The sequence below is a fragment of the Agrobacterium tumefaciens genome (genome assembly GCF_013318015.2).
Lineage (GTDB): Bacteria > Pseudomonadota > Alphaproteobacteria > Rhizobiales > Rhizobiaceae > Agrobacterium > Agrobacterium tumefaciens.
In genome coordinates this window covers 736202-751550 of sequence record NZ_CP115841.1, presented here as the reverse complement: position 1 = coordinate 751550, position 15349 = coordinate 736202, and the positions used below count along the sequence as shown (strand labels likewise).

The window sequence follows — 15349 nt, the reverse complement described above, 5'->3', positions numbered from 1 at the left end:
AGGCGGTTTGCGGCGCCGGGTTCTCGTCGTGATTTACGCTTCGTAGCGACGCAGTACGAGGGAGGCGTTGGTGCCGCCAAACCCGAAGGAGTTCGACAAGGCGACGTTGACCTGCCTCTTGCGCGCCTTGTGCGGCACCAGATCGATCTTCGTCTCCACGTCGGGATTGTCGAGGTTCAGCGTCGGCGGAACGATGTTGTCGCGGATCGCAAGCGTGGCGAAAATCGCCTCGATAGCGCCAGCTGCTCCGAGAAGATGGCCGGTGGCCGACTTTGTGGAAGACATGGAAATCTTCGACGCCGCGTCACCAACCAGCCGCTCGACCGCGCCAAGCTCGATCGTATCGGCCATGGTGGAGGTGCCGTGGGCGTTGATGTAGTCGATATCGTCAGGCGTGAGGCCGGCGCGCTTCAGCGCCATCGCCATGCAGCGGTAGGCGCCATCGCCATCTTCCGACGGTGCGGTGATGTGATAGGCATCACCGGAAAGGCCGTAGCCTACGACTTCGGCATAAATCTTTGCGCCGCGGGCCTTGGCATGTTCCAGCTCTTCCAGAACGACGATGCCGGCACCTTCGCCCATGACGAAACCGTCACGGTCGCGGTCATAGGGACGCGATGCCTTCTGCGGATCGTCGTTATGCTGGGTGGAAAGCGCCTTGCAGGCCGCAAAGCCGGCAAGCGCGATGCGGCAGACCGGCGATTCGGCGCCACCTGCGACCATGACCTCGGCATCGCCGAACGCAATCATCCGGGCAGCATCGCCGATGGCATGCGCACCGGTCGAGCAAGCCGTCACTACGGCGTGGTTCGGACCGCGCAGCTTGTGACGGATTGAGACGTGGCCGGAAACCAGGTTGATCAGACGGCCGGGAATGAAAAATGGAGAAATGCGGCGGGGGCCTTTGTCGCGCAGCGTATAACCCGCCTCGACAATACCTTCCAGACCGCCGATGCCGGAGCCGATCAGAACGCCCGTGGCGACCTGGTCCTCGTCCGTTTCGGGATGCCAGCCGGCGTCCGCAAGCGCCATGTCGGCAGCGGCCACACCGTAAAGGATGAACGGATCGATCTTGCGCTGCTCTTTGAGTTCCATCCAGTCATCGGCATTGAACGTGCCGTTGGTGCCATCGCCGACGGGAATGCGACAGGCAATCTTTGCGGGCAAGTCTTCGACTTCGAACTCAGTCACGAGACGGGCACCGTTCTGGCCGGCAAGCAGCCGTTCCCAGGTGATTTCCGTTCCGCATCCAAGAGGAGATACCATGCCGGTACCGGTGATAACGACACGCCTCATCGCCAACGCTCCGCCCTTATCCAAATCATCGGTCTTTTTGCAACGCCACACACCATGGAATGGCGGGAACATGCGCTGCACCATTTTGAATGTCCGCATAATCTTCCCCAGGCCGGAGCCGGTTCGGAAACTTATGCATTCGTCAGGACGCACGTCTTTCGGGCGCGTTCTGTTTCACGATAAAATATTGGCCCGGACAAGCCGGGCCAAGACGGGAGGTTGTTACACCTCCCCAATACAGGTCGATCAGGCCTGGGCCTTCTCAATGAACTTGACAGCGTCGCCAACAGTCAGGATCGAGTCAGCTGCGTCGTCTGGGATCTCGACGCCGAATTCTTCTTCGAAAGCCATGACCAGTTCAACGGTATCGAGCGAATCAGCGCCCAGATCGTCAATGAAGCTTGCGCCTTCAACAACTTTGTCGGCGTCGACGCCCAGATGATCAATTACAATTTTCTTTACGCGTTCTGCGATATCGCTCATGTCGGTTTCCTCGACCTTTATTTTGAAGGGAATGCCTTACGGCACCCTGCCCTGTTAGAAGCCCTCATGCGCCGTTCAAATCCGGCACTGCTGGCAAACCCGTTCAACCCGGTCCAAGCTAGACATCGTCGCGCAAAATCGCAACGGCTTCCTGTCTCTCCGGGACGACTGTTCACAGTCTTGGCCCGATTAACACGGTTTCAACCGGTCGAAAAGCCTGAAAACGCGCTAAGCACAACGTATGACAGGCAATTTCGCCGGAAACCGGCATGGAGGGTCTTGCGGCGCCCGACACCAAACAAGGTGCAGAAACAGCGCCGCAATCGTTTCAAGACGCCTTTCAGGTGGCGTCAGATCATCGCCATGCCGCCATTGACGTGCAAGGTCTGGCCGGTCATGTAAGCAGCTTCATTGGAAGCCAGATAAAGTACGGCCGAAGCGACTTCGGCGCCCGTTCCCATGCGCTTCATGGGAATGGCACCCATGATGGCGTCTTTCTGCTTGTCGTTCAGCTTGCCGGTCATCGCGCTTTCGATGAAGCCGGGCGCCACGCAGTTGACGGTGACGTTGCGGGTGGCGATTTCCTGTGCCAGCGACTTCGAAAAACCGATCATGCCAGCCTTGGAGGCGCAATAGTTCGCCTGGCCGGGATTGCCGGTGACGCCGACGATGGAGGTGATGTTGATGATGCGGCCGAAACGGCGGCGCATCATCGGATGCGTCAGTTCACGCGTCAGGCGGAACATCGCGGTCAGGTTCACCTCGATGACGTTGTCCCAGTCCTCGTCGCTCATACGCACGAACAGGCCGTCCTTGGTAATCCCGGCATTGTTGACAAGAATGTCGACGCCTTCCAGCTCGGCCTCGGCCTTTTCGCCCAGCGCCTTGACCTCGGCACGATCGGCAAGGTTGGCCGGGAAAATCTTGACGCGGTCGCCAAGTTCCGCCGCCAGGGCTTCGAGCTTTTCAACGCGCGTGCCGTGCAAGCCGACGGTTGCGCCCTGGCTGTGCAGAAGGCGGGCGATTTCCTCGCCAATGCCGCCGGTCGCGCCGGTTACGAGAGCCTTGCGGCCTGTCAGATCAAACATGTTCCGTTCCTTCTTTAGAGCAATTCCGCAAAAGCCTTTTAGCGAAATCGCATCGGGAATTACCGTAAAACAAAAAGCCGATGCGGGGCGAAGCCCGTCTCAACCGATAAGAGTGGCGAGAAGCTGGTCGATATCGGCAGCGCCGTTGACGGCAACGCCGTTCACCGTCTTGTCGATGCGACGGGCAAGACCCGTCAGCACCTTGCCCGAGCCGATCTCGTAAAGCTGCGTCACATTGTTGGCGGCGAACCATTCCACCGTCTCGCGCCAGCGCACCTGGCCCGTCACCTGCTCGACCAGCAAAGCGGCGATCTCATTGGCGTCGGAAACGGGGGCGGCACGCACATTGGCGATAACAGGCACGACCGGGTTATTCTTTTCGACAGCCGCCAGCGCCTCGCGCATGGCTTCCGCCGCCGGCGCCATCAGCGCGGAGTGGAAGGGCGCGGAAACCGGCAGCATGATGGCGCGCTTGGCGCCCTTTTCGGAAGCGATCGCAGCCGCCTTCTCGACAGCCGCCTTGCCGCCGGAGATGACCAGCTGGCCGCCGCCATTGTCGTTGGCGATCTGGCAGACGCCGAGAATGGAAGCCTCTTCACAGATTGCCGAAACAGCATCGTGCTCCAGCCCGATGATCGCTGCCATCGCGCCCTCGCCCACCGGCACGGCAGCCTGCATGGCATTGCCGCGGATGCGGAGAAGCCGTGCGGTATCGGCAATCGAGAAGGTGCCGGCAGCACAGAGCGCGGAATATTCACCGAGCGAATGGCCAGCGACATAAGAGACGGCGTCGGAGAGCTTCAGGCCCCGCGCTTCCAGAACTCGCATGACCGCCATGGACACCGCCATGAGAGCCGGCTGGGCGTTGGCTGTAAGCGTCAGCGTTTCTTCCGGGCCATTCCACATGATGTCGGAAAGCTTCTGGCCGAGCGCATCATCGACCTCCTGGAACACAGCCCGTGCTTCCGGATAGGTATCGGCTAGTTCCTTGCCCATGCCGATGGCCTGGCTTCCCTGACCGGGAAATGTGAATGCAATACCCATGGGATGTGGTCCTTCTTGTCTGGCCTTGCCTTTATTCTTTTCGACTTCCATTCACATTCCGGCCTGCGGAGTCAAGGCTTGAAGCCCGTCGGCACCCCATCGACGCGGTTTTGCCGATCTATTTTCCCCTTTCTTTTCATCATATTTTTTCTTGCACTGCGGCAATTCCCCATTACTTTCATGCCACCTTTCAAATATCTGGCCAAGCACCGGGACATTTCCATGAAACAGAGACTATTGGGCCGCACGGGCATTTCCGTGTCCGAAATTTGCCTTGGCACAATGACGTGGGGCACGCAGAACACTGAAGCCGAAGCGCATGCGCAGATGGATTACGCGCTGGAGAACGGCGTCAATTTCTTCGATACTGCCGAGCTTTACCCCACCACCCCCGTTTCCGCCGAAACGCAGGGACGGACGGAAGACTATATCGGCACATGGTTCGAAAAGACCGGCAAGCGTGACCAGGTCGTGCTCGCCACCAAGGTCGCCGGTTCCGGGCGTGACTATATTCGCGGCGGGCGCGATATCGATGCGAGCGCCATCCGCGAGGCAGTAGATACCAGCCTCACGCGCCTGAAAACGGATTACATCGACCTCTATCAGATCCACTGGCCGAACCGTGGCACCTATCACTTCCGCGGCGCCTGGAGCTTTGATGCTTCCGGTCAGGAAAAGGAGCGCACGCTTGCCGAGATAACCGAAAAGCTCGACACGCTCGGCGAGCTGGTAAAGGCCGGCAAGATCCGCGCTATCGGCCTTTCCAACGAAAGCGCATGGGGTACACAGAAATATATCGATATTGCCGAGGCCCGTGGCCTGCCGCGCGTCGCAACCATCCAGAACGAATATAACCTGCTCTATCGCAGCTTCGATCTCGACATGGCGGAAGTCGCGCATCACGAAGATGTCGGCCTGCTGGCCTACTCGCCGCTGGCGGCGGGGCTGCTCACCGGCAAGTATCAGAACGGCGCACGCCCTGCGGGCTCGCGCGGCACCATCAACAAGGACCTCGGCGGTCGCCTGCAGCCGCATCAGGAAGCGCCGGTCAAGGCCTATCTTGAGCTAGCCGCACAACACGGCATCGATCCGGCCCAGCTCGCCATCGCGTTCTGCCTGACACGCCCCTTCATGGCCTCCGCCATCATCGGCGCAACGACCATGGAGCAGCTGAAGGTGGATATCGCAGCAGCCGATGTGGCGCTATCGGAAGAGGTGCTGAAGGGTATTGCGGCGATCCATCGGCAATATCCGATGCCGATCTGACGACAGCGCAGCGCGCTTTTTCGCCTCCGGTCCTTGCATTCCGGGCAAAAATGGGTATAAGCGCGCTGTTCACAACACCCGGTCCAATTGGCTGGTGGCTGAACGGAGGGCTGGTTTCGGTAACGAAACAGCAGGAACCATAAGGTTTTTCCGGCCTCCCGTGTCTCCGCTCTCGACCGTCTCGAACAACGCTTTTCTTGCTTTAAGGCTTCGCAGCCTAACCAGGAGCAGTCGTTGAGGCTTAGCGCCGTTGCCGGGTGAAGGACGAAACGCAAGAAAGGCAAAGCTTAAATGGCTCTTTACGAACACATCTTCCTTGCCCGGCAGGATATTTCTGCCCAGCAGGTCGACGCACTTGTCGAGCAGTACAAGGGCGTTATCGAATCGTTCGGCGGTAAAGTCGGACGCGTCGAGAACTGGGGTCTGAAGTCCCTCACCTACCGCATCAAGAAGAACCGCAAGGCTCACTACGCTCTCATGGACATTGACGCTCCGGCGCCTGCGATCCACGAAATCGAGCGCCAGATGCGCATCAACGAAGACGTTCTTCGCTACATGACCATCGCCGTCGAAGCCCACGAAGAAGGCCCGTCCGCGATGATGCAGAAGCGCGACCGTGACGACCGTCCGCGCCGCGATGGCGACCGTCCGGATCGTGGCCCGCGTGAAGATCGTGGTCCCCGCGCACCGCGCGAAGGTGGCTTCGGCGACCGCGAAGACCGTCCGCGCCGTCCGCGCGAAGACCGTGCATAAGGAGAATTGACCAATGGCTGATACATCCTCTTCCCAGGCACGCCGCCCGTTCCACCGCCGTCGCAAGACGTGCCCCTTCTCCGGCGCAAACGCTCCGAAGATCGACTACAAGGACGTTCGTCTCCTGCAGCGCTACATTTCCGAGCGCGGCAAGATCGTTCCTTCCCGCATCACGGCCGTTTCCCAGAAGAAGCAGCGCGAACTCGCCCAGGCGATCAAGCGCGCCCGTTTCCTCGGCCTGCTGCCTTACGTCGTAGCGTAATGATTTGAAACGAGGCCGCGCTTTGGCGCGGCCTCGTCTTCCACGATGCAACTGACTTTTAATCAGTAGGTTGCGAGTTCAAATCCTTCCGCGTTGGGCGCGGATCGATACCATAAAACCCATGTTGGGGACGACGATCCTGATTGGACCGGTCCTCTAACTGCTCAAGTTTCCAGCAGGACAGCGAAGTGCAAAAGTTGAACCAGACAGTGCTGATCACCGGCGTTCTCGCCGGCATATGCGCCGCGTTTCTAACGCTTGGCGCAACGGCACAGTCGTCCTTTTCCTTCCTGCTTTACGCCGGTTCCGCCATGCCCATCTTCATCGCCGGCATGGGCTGGGGCAATCGCGCAGCCGTCGTTGCGATCATCACCACGGCTATCATCGGCGCGCTCGTCATATCGCCGCTTTTCTCGCTGACCATTGCGATCTTCACGCTGATCCCGGCGGGCTGGCTTTCGCATCTTGCCAATCTGGCGCGCCCGGCCTCGGAACTCGGCGGCCCGGATGACCTGCTTGCCTGGTATCCGCTGTCCGGCATCGTCCTGCATCTCTGCCTTCTGGTTTCGGTTGCCGTCGTCATTCTCGGCTGGATGATCGGTTACGGTCCCGATCTCGTCGCGAGCATGGTCGATCTGATGATGACCTCCGTGCAGAGCCGCGAACCGCTGTTCGAACCCAATGTCGAGGCACTGGCGCAGACGAAGTCGCTGCTGGTTCTGATGCTGCCGATCGTTCAGGGCGGCCTGTGGGTCATCCTTTTGTTTGCGGCCTATTATTTCGCGGCCCGGCTGGTCGGTTCCTTCGGCAAGGGTCTTCGCCCACGCGAGGACATTCCTTCCGCACTGCGTATGCACCGCAACGCCATCTTCGTTTTTCTCTGCGGCATCGTCGCCATGTTCTTCGGTGGCGTCGCCGCCATGGTCGGCGCAGTCGTCTGCGGCACCTTCGGCGCGGGCTTCCTGATGGCAGGTTACGCCTCGCTGCACAAACGCGCGCGTGGAAAGGACTGGCGTCTGCCGGTTCTCATCCTCGCCTATCTCTCGGCGGTCTTTGTCTTCCCGCTGCTTATCATTCTCGTTTTGGGATTGAGCGACGTGCGCAGCACGATCTCCCTCACCCCAACGCGGAAAACTGACAATACGAACGAAACCAACACATAGAAAGGATCAAGAAGATGGACGTTATTCTTCTCGAACGCATCAACAAGCTCGGCCAGATGGGCGAAACCGTAAAGGTTCGCGACGGTTACGCACGTAACTTCCTGCTGCCGCAGGGCAAGGCGCTGCGCGCCAACGCCGCCAACAAGACCCGTTTCGAAACCGAGCGCGCAACGCTTGAAGCCCGTAACCTCGAGCGCAAGTCGGAAGCCCAGAAGGTTGCCGAAGCACTCGAAGGCAAGTCCTTCATCGTCGTTCGCTCGGCTGGCGAAACCGGTCAGCTTTACGGTTCTGTTGCTGCTCGCGACGTCGTTGAAATCCTCGGCGCCGAAGGCTTCAACATCGGCCGCAACCAGGTTGAACTGAACACGCCGATCAAGACCATCGGCCTGCACAACGTTACCCTGCACCTGCACGCCGAAGTCGAGCTTCAGGTCGAGCTGAACGTTGCCCGTTCTGCCGAAGAAGCCGAGCGTCAGTCCAAGGGCGAAAGCCTCACCTCCGCCGACGCCATCTACGGCGTTGACGAAGACGCCCTGCGTCCGGAAGACTTCTTCGATCCGGAAGCTGACGGCAACGACGACGACGAATAAGATTTGGCCTTGTGGTCATAAGGAAAACCCCGGATGGCGACATCCGGGGTTTTTTTGGTTTTGTGACTGGAGTGTGTGGAGAGGTTACCCCCCTCTGCCCTGCCGGGCATCTCCCCCACAAGGAGGGAGATCAGCAGGGCGATCCCACATCGCTAATAGCCGCAACGTTGAGGTTGTCGAGCGCAAGCCACAATTTGATCTCCACCCTTGTGGGGGAGATGTCCGGCAGGACAGAGGGGGCGCCTCTCGGCATAACTCCAATAGCCAGACTACCTCGCCGCCGTCTCCGCCCCCTCAGGCGCCACGCTCTTGTCCACATGCACGACCACCGACATGCCCGGCGACAGATCCGCTGCCAGCGGCTGATCGGCGTCAATTGCGATGCGCACGCCGAGACGCTGGGCGATCTTCACGAAATTGCCGGTGGCATTGTCGGGCTTGATGACAGCGAATTCCGATCCCGTGGCGGGCGAGAACCGCTCGACGCGGCCGTTGAGCTTGCGGCGATGCAGGGCATCCACCGAGATCGTCACCGGCTGGCCGACCTGCATGCCCGCGAGCTGGGTTTCCTTGAAATTGGCGATGACCCAGACATCATGCGGCACAACCGCCATCAACTGCGTTCCGGCCGTCACATACTGACCGGTGCGCACGCCGATTTCGCCGAGCCTGCCGTCCACCGGCGCGTGAATTTCGGTATTGTCGAGATCGATCCTGGCGAGTTCGACCGCAGCCTCGGCATTGGCGACAGCGGCCTGCAGGGAACTGCGGTTAACGATGATCGTCTGCAAATCCTGGCGCGAGACCTCAAGTGCCGCTTTCGCCTGCGAGAGCGATGCCCTCGCCTTTTCAAGCGCGGCATGCGCCTCTTCCTGCAGGCTGGAGGTGCCGGCACCGCTTTTGATGAGGTTGTCCTGACGGTCTGATGCCAGTTGCGCCTGTTTCAGAGATGCCTGCGCGCTATCGACAGCCGCCTCGCTGGAACGGATATTGGCGTTGGCGGCGTTTTCCTGCTGGCGGGAATTGTCCAGTGCCGCTTTTTGCGTATCCAGCGCGGCTCCCGCCTGCGCCTGCTTCTGGCGGTAGATGCGGTCGTCGATCTTCGCCAGCAACGTACCCTGTTTGACCTCCTGATAGTCCTTCACCGGCACATCCACGACATAACCGCTCACCTGCGGGCTCATCGTCGTCACGTAACCACGCACGAAGGCGTTGTCGGTCATTTCGACGGTTGAGAGGAATGGCGGCAGGCGCCATGCATAGAGCACCAGCGCGACGCCGGCGAGGCCACCGAGCAGAACGAGAATGGAAACGGGGGTAAAAATCTTCTTCAGCATATTATCACTCTTGGAGGTTCAAGACTGTGGCGCCGGCGCGGCATCGACATTGTCCCGGAAAAAGCGGGGACGGATGCGCAGCCATGCAAGGTGGAGCAAAAGCGCCATGAGCGCCAGCGCCGCAACGGTGGAAATCAACAGGAACGTATCGTTATAGGCGAGCACATAGGCTTCCTTGGTAACCTGCTGGCCAAGGAGGGAAAGCCCCTCGGCCTTCAGCAGCGCCGGATCGGTGATGACGTGGCTGTAGGCGCCGGAAAGTTGCGACACGCGCTGGGCGACCAATGGGTTGGTGAGCAGGATATTTTCCACCAGAATATTGGAATGGAATTTTTCGCGCAGCGTCACGAAACTGCCGAGCAGCCCGGTCATCAACATCGATCCGGTGATCTGGGTGAACAGGAAGATGGTGATGAAATTCACCAGATAGGGCGCTCCGCGCGCAAGTGCGGCAGCGAACCCCTTTGCCATAACGGGCGGCAGGAACATGGCCGCACCGAAGGCGATCATCATCTGGCTCAGATACATCTGCGCTGGCCGCGTCAGATTGTTGGACTGGCTGTCCAGAAAAGCGCCGGCCGCAATCAGGGTAAGCGCAATCACATGAGCGGTATCGACATATTTCGTCAGCATCAGCCAAGCACAGGCCGCACCGCCGAGAACCGTCGCCAAAAGCACCAGAGCATAAAGCGTGATCGTCTGGTCGTTCAAAAGGCCAAGCTGCTGGTAGAAACTCACCGCCGTCGAGGATTGCTCGGAGGAAACTGCACGGTAGATGAGAAGGACCGCTATGACATGCAGGTTGGTTTTCGAAAAAATCCAGCGCAGGTCAAGCAGCGGGTTCTTGCGCGGCAACTCGATGACGACCATCAGCGTGAGAAGCGTGATCGACGTGGCCAGAAGCACGCCCAGCCACCATGTTTCGAACCACCAGTAAAACCGGCCAAGCGTGAGCATGACCGCAAGACAGCCAAGGCCACCCGCAAACAGAAGGTAGCTCAGAATATCCGTGCGCTCGATGACTTTCGCCCGCGGCGGCGGCGTGACTTTCAACAGGTAGATCAAGGCGAGCGAGATCAGCGCGAAGCCCATTTCCATCGTGTAGAGGGCATTCCAGCCGCCGATTTGCAGCAAGGAAGGCGAGACGATGCGCGCGAGCGGTGCAGACAGCAAGGTTCCGGTGAGCGCGATGCTGAAGCCCAGCGAGAATTTCCGTGCCGGCGGAAAGGCCTCCAGAATGTAGAGAAAGCCGAGCGAAGAAAGAGGTGCCGCCGCCATGCCGCTGAGGAAGCGGATGACGATCGCCGAATGCAAATCTGTCACGAACAGGTTGAGGCATGAGGCGACGACGAAGACGATGATCGAAAGTTCGGCAAAGGGCCGCAGGCCATATTGCGTTCGCACCTTGAACAGCGCGATGGAAAACGTGGCATAGGGGGCCATATAGGCGGCGGAAAGCCAGGCGACCTCGGCCACCGTGGCGGAAAATTCGCCCTGCAACTGGTATAGATTGGCCATGACGAGGTTCATGCCCAATCCTTGGGTGATGAAGAACGCCAGGCCCGCGAAGATGAAACACAGCCGCAGCCACACTGGCCGCTCCACCGGTTGCGGCGCGGCGGCCGCAGCAGCAGATTCCGGCGCGCCCGCCGGCTTTACCGTCACGTCGGCATTTTCAGAGGCGGTCTCATCTGCCGTTTGCGGCACCACGGTACTCACGATTGCGCCCTCCCGCTTGCCAGATTTTGCAGATTGGCCGAAAGCCTGCGCATGACATCCAGCGCCATCGCCAGATCCTGCGAGGAAACATCGGCGGCGATTTCAGAACGGAGCGATTTTGCCACCGCCTGCACCGTTTCGGAGGTTTTCTCGCCCTCCTCCGTCATGTGGATGCGTTTGGCACGGCGGTCGGTTTCGTCGGAGCGGCGCTCGATGAGGTTCTGTTTCTCCATGCCGTCAAGCACGCGCACCAGCGTCGGCGTTTCGATTTCCATTTCCTCGGCAAGCTCCGTCTGGGTCAGCGGCCCACGTCGCGACAGCGCGAAAAGCGCACGCGCACGCGCCAGAGTCAGGCCGCTTTCCCCTACCCGCGCGTCAAAAAATGCGCGCAGCTTGCGGGTGAAGGCGGACACCTCGTCCAGAAGCTGTTCCTTGTCGGTTTCGCGGGACATGTCAGCAAGCCTTATAATTAGCACACTACTTATTTTCTGCCTATTTATTTGGAAGCCTGCCGATTTTCAAGTTTCTTTCACGTCGGGTCTGCCATGCGATAAACTCATGGCAGCGAATCACGTTGCCGGGAATTTCCCGCACCTTGTCCCCACCCGCCTGTGGATTGCTGGGGACAACTGAAGATGTGATCCAGCTTCGCAGACAGGACGTCAGGCTGCCATAGAGTGTTGCAACAATATCATTGACTGCCATGGCCAAGGAAGCCAAACCCGAAGTGTAGTGGCAAGGCAAAGGGAGATCGTGCAAACCATGAACGACGCTGTGAGAAAGATCACCCCCGCGCAACCGGCGGAACCGCATTACCGCGAGGCGCCGAACAATATCGAGGCCGAACAGGCGCTGCTGGGCGCCATCCTCGTTAACAACGACGCCTATTACCGCGTGTCGGACTTCTTGAAGCCCGTGCATCTTTACGAACCGCTGCACCGCAAGATTTTCGAAGTGGCGGGCGACATCATCCGCATGGGCAAGACCGCCAATCCGGTGACCATCAAGACCTTCCTGCCCGCAGACGACAAGGTCGGCGACCTGACGGTGGCGCAATATCTGGCGCGTCTGGCGGCAGAAGCCGTTTCGATCATCAATGCGGAAGATTACGGTCGGGCGATCTATGATCTGGCGCTGCGCCGCGCGCTGATCCAGATCGGCGAGGATGTCGTCAACATCGCCTATGATGCGCCGCTGGACATGCCGCCGCAGGCGCAGATCGAAGACACCGAGCGCCGCCTGTTCGAACTGGCGGAAACCGGTCGCTACGATGGCGGCTTCCAGTCGTTCAACGATGCGGTGGCGCTGGCGATCGACATGGCGGGCGCCGCCTTCGAGCGTGACGGCAATCTTTCCGGCATTTCCACCGGCATCCACTCGCTCGACGCCCGCATGGGCGGCCTGCAGCGTTCCGACCTTATCGTACTTGCCGGTCGTCCGGGTATGGGCAAGACCTCGCTTGCCACCAACATCGCCTATAACATCGCCGCGACCTACGATCAGGAAGTACAGCCTGATGGTTCGTTCAAGGCGAAAAACGGCGGCGTCGTCGGCTTCTACTCGCTCGAAATGTCGTCCGAACAGCTGGCAACCCGTATCATTTCAGAGCAGACGGAAGTGTCTTCCTCGAAAATCCGCCGCGGTGACATTACCGAGGCCGATTTCGAGAAGCTCGTCGCCTGCTCCCAGATGATGCAGAAGGTGCCGCTTTACATCGACCAGACCGGTGGTATCTCCATCGCCCAGCTTTCCGCCCGTGCACGTCGACTGAAGCGCCAGCGTGGTCTTGACGTCCTGGTGGTCGACTATATTCAGCTGATGACCGGCGCCGGCAAAAGCGGTGAGAACCGCGTGCAGGAAATCACCCAGATCACCACGGGCCTTAAGGCGCTCGGCAAGGAACTCAATGTTCCCATCATCGCGCTTTCACAGCTCTCCCGTGCGGTGGAAAGCCGTGAAGACAAGCGCCCGCAGCTTTCCGACCTGCGTGAATCGGGCTCGATCGAGCAGGACGCCGACGTGGTGCTGTTCGTGTTCCGTGAAGAGTATTACGTCAAGAACATGGAGCCGCGCGATATTTCCGATCCGAAATATGCCGAGTGGGAGGCCCTGTTCGACAAGGTGAAAGGCACCGCGGACGTCATCATCGCCAAGCAGCGTCACGGCCCCACCGGCACGGTGAAACTCGCCTTCCAGTCCGAATTCACCCGCTTCGCGGATCTGGCCGACCCGAGCTTCAGCCAGTACGAAGAGCATTGATCTAAACCGAGGGCGGAACCGGGTCAGCGTTTCGCCCTGCCTGCTCTAAATCGAAACTGAGGAATCTTTTCAGAACTTTGGCGGGATTGCCTCACAATCCGATTCCGCGCAAAAGCGCCACGGTGACGACGCCGAGCGTTGCGGCTGGGAGCAGGCTGAGGCGGAGTGCCGCGACTGCCGTCACCGCGCAGGCGATTGTTTCCGCCATTCCGCTTGAGAATGCCGTTGGCGTCACCACAGCCATCAAGACCGCAGGCGGAACCACGCCGAGCGCTTTTTTCAGACGCGGCGTCAGGGTGAAATGGTTGACCAGCAGCAGACCCCCAAGACGCGTAGCGACGGTGGCCGCCATCATGGCGAGGATCGCCAGCAGGGTGTTCGTATCAAGCGTCATGCAGGCTGCTCCGCCTCGTCCTCGCAGCCGAAGGCTGCGACGGAAAGCCCCGCAAGCGCACCGGCGGCTATGTACCAGGCGCCTGGGACCAGCGCGTGCGTGACAAAGGCGGCGGCAGCGCTTGCCAGCAGCACCAGGCCCGTTTCCCTGCCCTTCCAGAACCCCATCAGCAGCACGATGAACACGGCCGGAAAAGCGAAGTCCAGACCGATGACCGTCATGTCGCCCATCACCGAGCCTAAAAGCGCGCCCGTGAGCGTGGCGATGTTCCAGACGAGGTAGATTGGCAGCGCAGCGCCGGTGAAAAATGCGGCCGTCAGCCTGCCGGCAACTGCCCTGAATTCCGATAGCGCCCAGGATTCGTCCGTCAGCACCAGCATGGCCGCATATTTTCGCCAGCCGGTAAAATCATCGAGCTTGCCAGCGATGGAAGCGCTCATCAGCACATGGCGAAGATTGACCAGCAGCGCGGCAAAACCGAGCGCGCTCCAGCTTGCCGGATGGGTCCACAGATCCAGGCCGACGAATTGCGAGCCACCTGCAAAGACGAGAATCGACATCAGCGAGGCTTCCAGCGGCGACAATCCCTTGCCGACCGCGACTGCACCGAACACGGCGCCGATCGGCACCATGGCGACCAGCAGGGGTGCCGCAGCTCTCAGGCCTGCGCCAAGCTCTGCACGTTTTTCCAGCACGGACATTGCATTCTCCTTTTCAGAGACATGCGATTACGCCTGCAAGTTTTTCCAGTCTTGAATGAAAGTGACGTTGCGCTTCGGAATGGCCACCAAAATCACGCCGTCCGAAATTGTCCCGGCGTGACGCCGGTGCGCGCCTTGAAATGCCGCGTAAAATGCGCCTGATCGGCAAAACCGCACAGCGCAGCCACCTCGGCCGGCATTTCGCCGGAACGCAGAAGACGGCGCGCGCGCCTTATGCGCACATCCGTCAGATAGGCATGCGGGGTGATGTGGAACTCCTTGCGGAAGGCCCGGATGAGATGCGCGCGGCTGAGACCAGCGATGGACGCCAATTCCTCAAGGCCGATATCGGTCTCGTAATTATCGGAGAGATAGTCGCGGGCGGTATGGACCGCCGTCTTCTCGCGGGTTTCAACGGCCAGGATAATGGCGCTGCCATGCCTGCCGAACAGTGCCGCCAGAACCGAGAACATGCCCTCGTCTGCCTCAAGAGCGCCGGACTTGGCCTCCAGCCTGCGATGCGCCATCTGAAAAGCGGCGGCCATCTGCGGATCACGCGGGAGAAACCTTGGAAAGGACGGCATTCCGTGGAAAGCCCTGCCCGTCACATCCTCGATAATATCACGCAGCAGCGATGCGTCGGGATAGATCATCCGATAACGATAACCGCCGCCACCCGGCGCACCATCGTGAATCTCGTCCGGATTGATGAGATAGAGATGCCCCGGCCCGGTCTGTTCCCTGGTGCCCTGAATGGTGGAAATCTGCGAGCCGCTTTCGATCGCGCCGATCGAGAAGGTATCATGCGCGTGCGGCGAATATTCATGTGTCAGGAACGTCGCGCTCAGACATTCCATGCCGCTAAAACGTGGGTCGCGCCAGAAACGCGTCGTTTCCGTCGCTGCAACCGGCATGACGTCTATGGCCTGTTCCTGCGAAACATTGTGCATAGAACGACTTTAAACCAATCGGTCATTACCGTCTTGAACAAAAG

17 protein-coding genes are annotated in these 15349 nt (G+C 59.8%); 6 read left to right on the top strand and 11 right to left on the bottom strand.

The features are described from left to right. Positions 1-33 precede the first annotated feature (33 nt). The 4 genes from fabF to fabD form a co-directional block, all read right to left on the bottom strand. Positions 34-1296 carry a beta-ketoacyl-ACP synthase II gene (gene fabF / locus G6L97_RS03780; protein ID WP_111783326.1) on the bottom strand — a complete coding sequence of 421 codons (1263 nt, stop codon included), beginning with the start codon at positions 1294-1296 and terminating at the stop codon, positions 34-36. A gap of 246 nt (positions 1297-1542) precedes the next feature. Further along, positions 1543-1779, bottom strand: a complete 237-nt coding sequence (locus G6L97_RS03775) for an acyl carrier protein (protein WP_003502080.1) — start codon at positions 1777-1779, stop codon at positions 1543-1545. Positions 1780-2129: 350 nt separating this feature from the next. Then, positions 2130-2867 (bottom strand): 3-oxoacyl-[acyl-carrier-protein] reductase, encoded by a 738-nt coding sequence (gene fabG / locus G6L97_RS03770; RefSeq protein WP_003512379.1) that lies wholly within the window; start codon positions 2865-2867, stop codon positions 2130-2132. Between the two features lie 99 nt (positions 2868-2966). Further along, the gene (fabD, locus tag G6L97_RS03765) at positions 2967-3911 is read right to left on the bottom strand and encodes an ACP S-malonyltransferase (protein ID WP_111783178.1); all 945 of its coding nucleotides are present in this window, start codon (positions 3909-3911) and stop codon (positions 2967-2969) included. A gap of 222 nt (positions 3912-4133) precedes the next feature. Here fabD and G6L97_RS03760 point away from each other — a divergent pair, with 222 nt between their 5' ends. The 5 genes from G6L97_RS03760 (at position 4134) to rplI (ending at position 7945) form a co-directional block, all read left to right on the top strand. Then, on the top strand, positions 4134-5177 hold the full coding sequence (locus tag G6L97_RS03760; RefSeq protein WP_111783327.1) for an aldo/keto reductase: 1044 nt from the start codon (positions 4134-4136) through the stop codon (positions 5175-5177). A 291-nt stretch (positions 5178-5468) separates the two neighbouring features. Then, positions 5469-5930: a 30S ribosomal protein S6 gene (gene rpsF / locus G6L97_RS03755; RefSeq protein ID WP_003512373.1), complete on the top strand. Its 462-nt coding sequence runs from the start codon at positions 5469-5471 to the stop codon at positions 5928-5930. A gap of 13 nt (positions 5931-5943) precedes the next feature. Continuing rightward, positions 5944-6192 carry a 30S ribosomal protein S18 gene (gene rpsR / locus G6L97_RS03750; RefSeq protein ID WP_003496832.1) on the top strand — a complete coding sequence of 83 codons (249 nt, stop codon included), beginning with the start codon at positions 5944-5946 and terminating at the stop codon, positions 6190-6192. A gap of 188 nt (positions 6193-6380) precedes the next feature. Then, the gene (locus G6L97_RS03745) at positions 6381-7355 is read left to right on the top strand and encodes a YybS family protein (RefSeq protein WP_111783179.1); all 975 of its coding nucleotides are present in this window, start codon (positions 6381-6383) and stop codon (positions 7353-7355) included. A 14-nt stretch (positions 7356-7369) separates the two neighbouring features. Then, a complete protein-coding gene (gene rplI / locus G6L97_RS03740; protein ID WP_003512362.1) occupies positions 7370-7945 on the top strand; it encodes a 50S ribosomal protein L9 in 576 nt (191 codons plus the stop codon). 269 nt (positions 7946-8214) lie between these two features. Here rplI and G6L97_RS03735 read toward each other — a convergent pair whose 3' ends face one another. From G6L97_RS03735 to G6L97_RS03720, 4 genes are read right to left on the bottom strand one after another with little or no spacing between them, the layout of a single operon-like run. Then, entirely contained in the window at positions 8215-9282 is a 1068-nt protein-coding gene (locus G6L97_RS03735) for an HlyD family secretion protein (protein WP_003512361.1), read from the bottom strand. Positions 9283-9300: 18 nt separating this feature from the next. Further along, positions 9301-11001 carry an MFS transporter gene (locus G6L97_RS03730; protein ID WP_162632957.1) on the bottom strand — a complete coding sequence of 567 codons (1701 nt, stop codon included), beginning with the start codon at positions 10999-11001 and terminating at the stop codon, positions 9301-9303. Beyond that, positions 10998-11453 (bottom strand): MarR family winged helix-turn-helix transcriptional regulator, encoded by a 456-nt coding sequence (locus G6L97_RS03725; RefSeq protein WP_003512359.1) that lies wholly within the window; start codon positions 11451-11453, stop codon positions 10998-11000. Before G6L97_RS03725 ends, G6L97_RS03730 begins: the two co-directional genes overlap by 4 nt. A gap of 40 nt (positions 11454-11493) precedes the next feature. Beyond that, positions 11494-11706, bottom strand: a complete 213-nt coding sequence (locus G6L97_RS03720; RefSeq protein ID WP_127966030.1) for a hypothetical protein — start codon at positions 11704-11706, stop codon at positions 11494-11496. Positions 11707-11763: 57 nt separating this feature from the next. Between G6L97_RS03720 and G6L97_RS03715 the strand changes: the two genes are divergently transcribed. After that, complete coding sequence (locus G6L97_RS03715) at positions 11764-13260, top strand: replicative DNA helicase (RefSeq protein WP_003512358.1); 1497 nt, start codon at positions 11764-11766, stop codon at positions 13258-13260. 91 nt (positions 13261-13351) lie between these two features. Here G6L97_RS03715 and G6L97_RS03710 read toward each other — a convergent pair whose 3' ends face one another. The 3 genes from G6L97_RS03710 to G6L97_RS03700 form a co-directional block, all read right to left on the bottom strand. Beyond that, complete coding sequence (locus tag G6L97_RS03710; protein WP_003512357.1) at positions 13352-13654, bottom strand: AzlD family protein; 303 nt, start codon at positions 13652-13654, stop codon at positions 13352-13354. Then, positions 13651-14355: an AzlC family ABC transporter permease gene (locus G6L97_RS03705; protein ID WP_111783180.1), complete on the bottom strand. Its 705-nt coding sequence runs from the start codon at positions 14353-14355 to the stop codon at positions 13651-13653. The genes G6L97_RS03710 and G6L97_RS03705 overlap by 4 nt, the downstream gene beginning before the upstream one ends. Before the next feature lie 92 nt (positions 14356-14447). Then, positions 14448-15305: an AraC family transcriptional regulator gene (locus G6L97_RS03700; RefSeq protein WP_162686627.1), complete on the bottom strand. Its 858-nt coding sequence runs from the start codon at positions 15303-15305 to the stop codon at positions 14448-14450. Between the last annotated feature and the right edge of the window lie 44 nt (positions 15306-15349).